General features: G+C 46.4%; 1 protein-coding gene. It reads right to left on the bottom strand.

Going from position 1 to position 786, the window contains the following annotated elements:
- Nucleotides 1-174 precede the first annotated feature (174 nt).
- Nucleotides 175-786: transposase (locus ABEV74_RS08055; protein WP_430144983.1), on the bottom strand; the 612-nt coding region annotated here is incomplete at its 5' end.

The following is a 786-nucleotide window of genomic DNA, read 5'->3' as shown; positions in this document are numbered from 1 at the left end:
CCTAAATTTCGAAAGCCCATAAGATCAAGGCAAAACGTCGGAACAATAGGGTAAGGAAATGTAAAAATGTAGGAATTACCCATGTTCGCAAGAGAAAATTTGACTTTTGGGGTGGTCTTTCCCCCTCCCCAATGAAGGGGCAAGTCAATATTCCATGTTAATTTTTAGGAGACCTCATTCTAGTAAGGCTACTTTTGCTTCGATTCGTTTCCAAGCAATCCGCCCGGCGAAGTCCTTCATCAGCTTGAGTACTGTAGTTCGACTATGCTGAATGAGCGTCGCCGCACAATGAAAGAACTCCAGACGGAATCGGGCAATCGTATAGCCATGATGTACAGGCTCGCAGCAATCGCGTTTGAATCGCTCGAACAAATTATAAGCGAGTAGTTTAACCAGCAAATCCAGTTCGTTTGCTTTAAAATCACTTGCCGCGATACGATCGATGGAAAAGCCGTTTTTGGCTTCCTTGATATAGTTCTCCATGCAACAGCGCTGGTTGTAGAAACGCCACAAATCAATTGGCGCCCATTCCAGATTGGTGACGATGGCTTCGTACTGCCAGTCGGTCTCGAACACGATTCGGCCTTGGCCGTCTTCAAACACTTGCGCTTTGCGAATAATGGCAACGCGGCGAGCCTTTTTCCAAGAGGTTGCTTTGTAGATCATGGTAATTCCCTCGATGATCCAGTCTTCGTCGACATATCGCGTCCAATAGCGGCAGTTCCGAACTTCTTTGTCCAATCGCTGGGTCCATTTCAGCTTACCGACATAACCGATTCCTTTGTT

Source organism: Paenibacillus cisolokensis (assembly GCF_050481165.1).
Taxonomy (GTDB): domain Bacteria; phylum Bacillota; class Bacilli; order Paenibacillales; family Paenibacillaceae; genus Paenibacillus_AH; species Paenibacillus_AH cisolokensis.
Note: the sequence above shows the minus strand (reverse complement) of the source record. Positions and strands in the feature narration are given on the sequence as shown.